This window comes from Actinocrinis puniceicyclus (assembly GCF_018283645.1).
GTDB classification, from domain to species: Bacteria; Actinomycetota; Actinomycetes; order Streptomycetales; family Catenulisporaceae; genus Actinocrinis; species Actinocrinis puniceicyclus.
The window spans coordinates 1-7,148 of the sequence record NZ_JAGSXH010000189.1; the positions used below are offsets into that span (position 1 = coordinate 1).

Annotated in this window: 4 protein-coding genes and 1 pseudogene; 2 read left to right on the plus strand and 3 right to left on the minus strand. The window is 73.0% G+C overall.

From position 1 onward, the window contains the following. Nucleotides 1-654 precede the first annotated feature (654 nt). Complete coding sequence (locus KGA66_RS27175) at nucleotides 655-963, plus strand: hypothetical protein (RefSeq protein WP_211472123.1); 309 nt, start codon at nucleotides 655-657, stop codon at nucleotides 961-963. A gap of 118 nt (nucleotides 964-1,081) precedes the next feature. Here KGA66_RS27175 and KGA66_RS27180 read toward each other — a convergent pair whose 3' ends face one another. Beyond that, nucleotides 1,082-5,878: a DEAD/DEAH box helicase gene (locus KGA66_RS27180; RefSeq protein WP_211472125.1), complete on the minus strand. Its 4,797-nt coding sequence runs from the start codon at nucleotides 5,876-5,878 to the stop codon at nucleotides 1,082-1,084. Between the two features lie 52 nt (nucleotides 5,879-5,930). On the opposite strand from KGA66_RS27180, the gene KGA66_RS27185 reads away from it, so the two are divergent. Next, complete coding sequence (locus KGA66_RS27185) at nucleotides 5,931-6,116, plus strand: DUF3046 domain-containing protein (RefSeq protein WP_211472127.1); 186 nt, start codon at nucleotides 5,931-5,933, stop codon at nucleotides 6,114-6,116. Nucleotides 6,117-6,145: 29 nt separating this feature from the next. Here KGA66_RS27185 and KGA66_RS27190 read toward each other — a convergent pair whose 3' ends face one another. Together KGA66_RS27190 and KGA66_RS27195 are read right to left on the minus strand one after the other, a co-directional pair. Beyond that, nucleotides 6,146-6,745 (minus strand): TetR/AcrR family transcriptional regulator, encoded by a 600-nt coding sequence (locus KGA66_RS27190; protein ID WP_211472129.1) that lies wholly within the window; start codon nucleotides 6,743-6,745, stop codon nucleotides 6,146-6,148. 143 nt (nucleotides 6,746-6,888) lie between these two features. Further along, nucleotides 6,889-7,148, minus strand: a pseudogene (locus KGA66_RS27195) (hypothetical protein); the annotation flags it as partial.

Consider the following 7,148-nt stretch of genomic DNA (forward strand, 5'->3'; position numbering starts at 1 on the left):
CCCTCGGGCGCGCCGCCACCGCTCTCCCCTGCGGTGTCGGGCGGCGCCGACGTCCCCTCCCTTGTGCACCCCACCCGGGTTGACCGGCGCCGCGGAGACTCCGCGAGGCGCCGATCCATCCAGTAGGACAAGCCGTCACGGCCAAAGGTTGCGAACACAGTTGGTCACGGTTCGATAACTATGCGGACCGGGACCGCATGCTTTTTTAGCGTCCAGGCCGGGTCTGGCTGGCGCAGCCTATGTTGACGCAGTCGGAGCGCCAAGGGAAGAGCACGATGCGTAATCGTCCGCGGGTTTCGAGCGTGACACGCCGCCGCGAGCGCCGCCGTCCCGGCGTCGGACGCGGCGTGCAGGGCGCCTGAGCAGCGGCTCCGCGTGCGCGGAGCCGGAGGCGTCACTGATTCGAGCGAATATTCGAGATTCTGCTGGAAGGCGGGCGGCGTGCGGGGTAGTGTTGTGCCTGTTCGAACAAAGATTCGAACTAGCGTCGCCGCCGTCCGCAGGGGTGCCACCGCGCTCCCGCCCGAGTCGCACCGGGCGGTTCCACTGCTGAGAGCGTCGGCAGGCTCCGGGGAAGCCTGCGGCCGGCGGCGACGTGGCCCGCCGCGGCGGCGCCGAAACCACGAGTCCGCGCACTAAGACGGCAGGGGAGCCATGACGATCGCGATGTCAGAACAAGTCGACGCGGGCGCCGAACCCTGTGACGTGCTTCGGGGCGGCGACGGACCGGTGTACTTCCTGCTCGGTGGTCGGCTGTATGTCGTGCACGAGATTCTCGGCCGCTGGATCGAGCCGGAGGTACGCGACGAGGCCGAGCGCGCGGGGCGGCCCGCTCAGGAGCACTGGCTGGTCACGGCGTCTATCGGCCGTTTCGGCACTCCAGCCGTCTTCAGGTTGCAGCGGTGTCCGGCTGCGCCGGTGAAGGGGCCGGACCGGTGGACCGTGCGCGCGGAACGCCGGTGAAGGATGCCGCGAGCCGCCGAGAGGTGCGCCCGCTCAAGAATGCGCCGCCCAGAATGCGTGGCACCGCGGTTGCGGCCGTCTGTCGCCGCACACCCCGAAGCGATCCTTGCTCTATGAGTCAGTGCCGCAGCCGCAGGCCCTGCGGCGAGGCGGCGAAGCCGGCCGCCGAAAGCGCTGCCGCGACCGGTGTCGGTGCGGCGCCTGACCCGGCCGCGAGCACGGGCATCCCGTCCGTGGTGACTACGGTCAGCGCGCCGACCCGCCTGTCACGGATCGCGGCCGCGAGCGCCTGCGCCGCGGCCGCGAGCGCCGCCGGCGAGCCGGTCCAGGACAGCACCGTGCGCCCGCCGCGTTCGATGTAGAGCACTAATTCGCCGTCGACCAGGACGACCAGCGCACCCGCCTTGCGCCCCGGCCGGTGGCCCGGCGCGCTCGGCGCGCCCTCGTGCGCGCGCTCCGGCCACGGGACCGCGGCTCCGTACGGGTTCGCCGGGTCCGCCGCGGCCAGCAGCAGCGTCGTCGCCGGCCGCTCGGCCGGCGCCTCGGAATCGCCGGACAGCGCGCGCAGACGGTCCACCGCGCCGTCAGCCGCGAACTGCGCCGCCCCGAGGCCCTCCACGAAGTAACCGCGGCGGCAGCGCCCGGCCTCCTCGAACGCTGACAGGACCCGGTAGACCGCGCTGAAGCCGCCGGGCAGCCGCTCGGCGCCCACGGCTCCGCGGGTCACGATGCCGTACCGGTCGAGCAGGACCTCGCCGAGTACCTGCGCCGACGCTGCCTTCGCGCGCGGGTCCGCAGCGGGGATCGCCGTGCGCAGCCGCGACCAGCGGCCGACGGCTGTCGCCGCGACCGCGCTCGGCAGTACCGTCGCCGCGGCCGGTACCGCCGCGGCGAAACGCAGCGCGGCATAGCGGCCGCGCGGGGTCGGTCGCTTCGCCCGATGCGCGGTGCGCCCGGAGCCGAGCAGCGCGCGGATCGGGGCGTACGTGTCGTTGGTGACCCTGCCCGCCCACACCAGGTCCCACAGCGCGGCCAGCACCTGCGCGGGATCGGGGTCGCGATGCGCGGCGTCGGCCGTTCCCCGCGCCCGGGCGGCCTCGGTCTGCGCGACATGCTCCACGAGCGTGCGGAAGAACAGCCCCGCGTCCCGGTCGAGGGCTTGTAGCAGCGCCCACTGCGCCGCGGAGGCGTCGTCGAGCGGCGCGGGCTCGGGCAGCACGAACGGCGCGATCGCGGCCGGGGCCAGCGCCACCCAGCCGTCGTCCACCGCCAGCGCGCCGGCCCCGGCCCACACCACCTCGCCGCCGGTGGTCAGCTCGTCCAGCATCGCCGGCTGATAGTCCGCCACCCGCGAGGGCAGGATCAGCCGCTCCAGCGCCGAGGCGGGCACCGCGACTCCCGCGAGCTGCTCGACCGCGCGCAACACCCCGTCCACGCCGCGCAGCCGCCGATCCGGCCGTTCGCCCGGCCGCCCGAGGTTCTGCCAGGCAGGCAGCATCCGCGCCAACGCTATGGGACTGACCGGTTCGGCCTGCTTGCGCAGCGCGGCCACCGTGCGCCGCCGCAGCCTTCTAAGCACCCTGGCATCGCACCACTCGTCGCCGGCGCCGTCCGGCCGGAAGGCGCCGCGGATGACGCGCCGCTCGGCGGCCAGCCGTTCCAGCACGGACACGCACACCGCGACACCGAGGCCGAAATGCTCGGCCGCCTGCCGGGCCGCGAAGGGGGCGTGCGTGCGGGCGTAACGTGCCATCAAGTCGCCGAGGGGGTCCGCCACCGGCTCGGTGAACGCCTCGGGCACGCCGACCGGCAGCGGCACGCCGAGCGCGTCGCGCAGCCGGCCCGCGTCCTCGATCGCGGCCCAACGCTCCTCGCCGGCGAGCCGGACCCGGATGACCCGCCGGGCGCGTTCCAGTTCGGCCAGCCACACGCTCTCGATGCCGCGTTCGGCCGCCTGCGCGCCGGTCAGCGGGCCGAGCAGCCGCAGCAGGTCGCAGGCGTCCTCGGCATCACGCGCCGGCCGGTCCGTGGTCAGGTGCTGGAGTTCGGCCTCCAGCGCGCCGAGCACCTCGACGTCGAACAGGTCCCGCAGCTCGGGCTGGCCGAGCAGTTCCGCCAGCAGCGAGGGATCGACGCTCAGGGCCGCCGCCTGCCGCTCCGCCAACGGCGAATCCCCTTCATACAGGAACTGCGCCACGTAGCCGAACAGCAGCGACTTGGCGAACGGAGACGGCGCCGGGGTCTCGACCTGCACCACCTTCACCCGTCGCGCCTCGATGTCGCCGAGCAGTTCGGCGAGTCCCGGCACGTCGAACACGTCCTGGAGACACTCGCGCACCGTCTCCAGCACGATCGGGAACGAGGCGTACTTCGAGGCGACCGCGAGCAGGTGGGAGGCGCGCTGCCGCTGCTGCCACAGGGGCACGCGCTGGCCGGGGCGGCGGCGCGGCAGTAGAAGCGCCCGGCCGGCGCACTCGCGGAACCGCGCGGCGAACAGCGCCGAAGCGCCTACCTGGTCGGTCACCACCTGTTCGATCTCGTCCGCGGGGAAACGCGCACACTGTTCGAACACGTTTTCTATCGTGGGACGTTCGAATCCCTCGCGACCACCGCCGACGCCGTCCGCGACGCCCTCTACGTCCGCGTCCGTGCCGGTCCAGGACTGTTCCCAGTCGGTCTCCGGAAGACGTAGCACGATCCCGTCGTCGCCGTGCATGACCTGAGCATCGAAGCCGAACTCCTCGCGCAGCCGGGCGCCGATCGCCAGCGCCCACGGCGCGTGCACCTGCGCCCCGAAGGGCGAGTGGATCACCACCCGCCAGTCGCCGAGCTCGTCATGGAAGCGTTCGACCACGATGGTGCGGTCGTCCGGCACGTGCCGGGTGGCCTCGCGCTGCTCGGCGAGATACGCGAGCAGGTTGCCGGCGGCCCATTCGTCCAGCCCGGCCGCGCGCAGCCGCTCGCCCGCCGCCTCGGGTTCGAGCGCGGTCAGCTCCCGGGTGAACGCCCCGAGCGCGCGCCCCAGCTCCAGCGGCCTGCCCAGCGCGTCGCCCTTCCAGAACGGCAGCCGGCCGGGTTGTCCGGGCGCGGGCGAGACCAGGACCTTCTCGTGCGTGATGTCCTCGATCCGCCAGGAGGAGGTGCCGAGCGTGAACACGTCGCCGACCCGCGACTCGTACACCATCTCCTCGTCGAGTTCGCCCACCCGCCGCCCGCCGCGCTTGTCGTCCCCGCCGATCAGGAACACCCCGAACAGGCCGCGGTCCGGGATCGTGCCGCCGGAGATCACCGCGAGCCGCTGCGCCCCGGGCCGCCCGGTGACGGTACCCGCCTGCCGGTCCCATACGATGCGCGGTCTGAGCTCGGCGAACTCGTCGCTCGGGTAGCGCCCGGCCAGCATGTCGAGCACGGCCTCGAAGACCGGCTCGGTCAGCGTCGCGAAGGGCGCCGCGCGGCGCACCAGCGTCAGCAACTCGCCGGTGTCCCAGCCGTCCAACGCGCACATCGCCACCAGTTGCTGCGCCAGTACGTCCAGCGGGTTGCGCACCGGCGCGATCGCCTCGATCTTCCCGCCGCGCATCCGCTCGGCCACGACCGCGGCCTGGAGCAGGTCGCCGCGGAACTTCGGGAAGATCACGCCCCGGGATACCGCCCCGACCTGGTGCCCGGCCCGGCCGACCCGTTGCAGCCCGGAGGCGACCGAAGGCGGCGACTCGACCTGCACCACCAGGTCCACGGCCCCCATGTCGATGCCGAGTTCCAGGCTGGAGGTGGCCACGACCGCGGGCAGCCGGCCGGCCTTGAGCGCCTCCTCCACTTCGGCTCGCTGCTCCTTGGACACCGAGCCGTGGTGCGCCCGGGCCAGTAGCGGCGGCGCTGCCGACGCGATGCCGGACTGGCCCATCAGTTCGGCGGGCACCCGGGCGCCCGCCGTGCTGGTGGCGCCGGCCGGGACCGGCTCGGCTGCGGCCTGGTCGAACCCGAGGCGCGCTGCGTGGATCTCGTTGAGCCGGTTGCACAGCCGCTCGGCCAGGCGCCGGGAGTTGGCGAAGACCAGTGTCGTGCTGTGGTCCTCGACCAGGTCGGCGACGCGATTCTCGACGTGCGGCCAGATCGAGGCGCGCCGCCGCCCCGCCTCGTCGGCAGGCACCGCCTCCGGGTCGGTGTCCGCGGCGTCGAGCGCGGTTAGGTCCTCGACCGGCACGATCACGCGCAGATCGAAGCGTTTGGCGCTGGGCGGGGCGACGATCGTGGCCGGGCGGGTGCCGCTGAGGAATCGGGCTACCTCCTCGGCCGGGCGCACGGTTGCGGACAGGCCGATGCGTTGGGCGGGCTTGGGCAGCAGATGGTCCAGGCGCTCCAGGCTGAGCGCCAGGTGCGCGCCGCGCTTGGTGCCCGCGACCGCGTGCACTTCGTCCACGATCACCGTCTCGACCGCGCCGAGCGCCTCGCGGGCCTGCGAGGTCAGCAGCAGGAACAGCGACTCGGGCGTGGTGATCAGGATGTCCGCGGGGCTGTTGAGGAACTTGCGCCGTTCGTCCGCGGGCGTGTCCCCGGAGCGCACCGCGATGCGCACGTCCGGTTCCGGCAGGCCCGTGCGGACCGCCGCCTGCCGCAGCCCGGCCAGCGGGGCGCGCAGGTTGCGCTCGACGTCGACGCCGAGAGCCTTCAGCGGGGATATGTACAGCACGCGGCAGCGTCGGCGGCCGGATTCCGGCGGTGGGCCGAAGGCGAGCCGGTCGAGCGCGGCGAGGAACGCGGCGAGGGTCTTGCCCGAGCCTGTCGGGGCGATGACCAGCACGTTGTGCCCACCGCCGATCGCCTCCCAGGCGCCCGTCTGGGCGGCCGTGGGTTCGGCGAAAGCTCCGGTGAACCACTGCCGTGTCGGCTCGGCGAACCAGTCCATAAGGCCCATACGCCCATCTTCCCTGCCGCCACTGACAGTTTTCGCCGGGTAGGCTTCCGGGGTGCGGTTGACGGTGTTCTGGGAGCGGATGACGCAGCGGCTCGGTCCCGCCTATGTGGATTCCTTCGCCCGCGACCACGTGATGAGCGAACTGGGCGGCCGGACCGTGCACCAGGCGCTGGACCAGGGGGTTTCGGCGAAAGAGGTGTGGTCCGCGGTCTGCCGGTCGCTGGATCTGCGGGACTGACCCGCGCGCCGCCGGCTCGGCGTGGCCGGTCAGCCCGGCTGCGGGGTCGCAGCGAGGCGCGGTCCGGCGACGGGATCGGGACGCAGGCCGGCGGCGAGTGCGCGGCGCAAGTAGGCGAAGCTGGCGTCGATGTCGGTGGGCGTCCGGTATCCGCGCCCCCGCTCAAGGCTGACGAAGCCGGTTACTGCGGCACGCATGGTGCGTACCGCGTGCAGCAACTCCTCGCCGTCCAGACCGAACCCGCGCGCGACCGCGTCCGCGACGTCCGTCAGCCGCGCCGAGGCAGCGGCGAAGGCGGGGTCGTCATATGTAGCGCGCTCGATCAGGGCGTGCCGGTGTGGGTGTCGCGTGGCGAAGATCCGGTATTCCGTCAGGTATGCGTCGAGCGCGTCCTGTCCGGTGCGGCCGATGATGGCCAGGCCGATCCGTTCGGCGGTGTCGCCGAGGATCCGGATCGCCAGGAGCCGGCGCAGTTCCGGCAGCCCGTGCACGTGCTTGTAGAGGGAGGGCGAAGCCACACCGGTGCGGTCGGCGACTGCCTTGAGCGTGAGGCGTTCCTGGCCGTGCTCGTCGAGTATTTCCAATGCGGCGTCGATCACTGCCTCGGGGGAGAGTCCGGCTCGCGGCATGGTACCCCCAAATCATTCGGTCACTAGCCCAAAAGCTAAGATTATTAGCCTCAGCTGTCAAGCGAGTCACCGGAGTCTGGAAACCCCGCCGGTCCGGCCGCGTGGAGCGGACTGGACCGGCGGGGGAGGTGCCGTGACGGTTGTCAGTGCGAGCGTGCGGGGAAGCGCTTACGCAGCAGTGCACCGCCGCCGATCAGGCCGGCTCCGAGTGGCGCCATGGCGAGTGCGCCGGAACCCGTGTGCGCGAGGACTCCCTTGGCTGCGGTCGAGGCCCCCGGTCCGTTCGAGGAGCCGTTCGACGTGCCGTTCGCAGCGCCTTGCGTAGCACTGCTCGTCGGCGTCGTGTCCGGGCTGGTGGGGGGCGTTGCCCCGGCGCTGTCCGACGGAGGGCACGGTGTGGTGG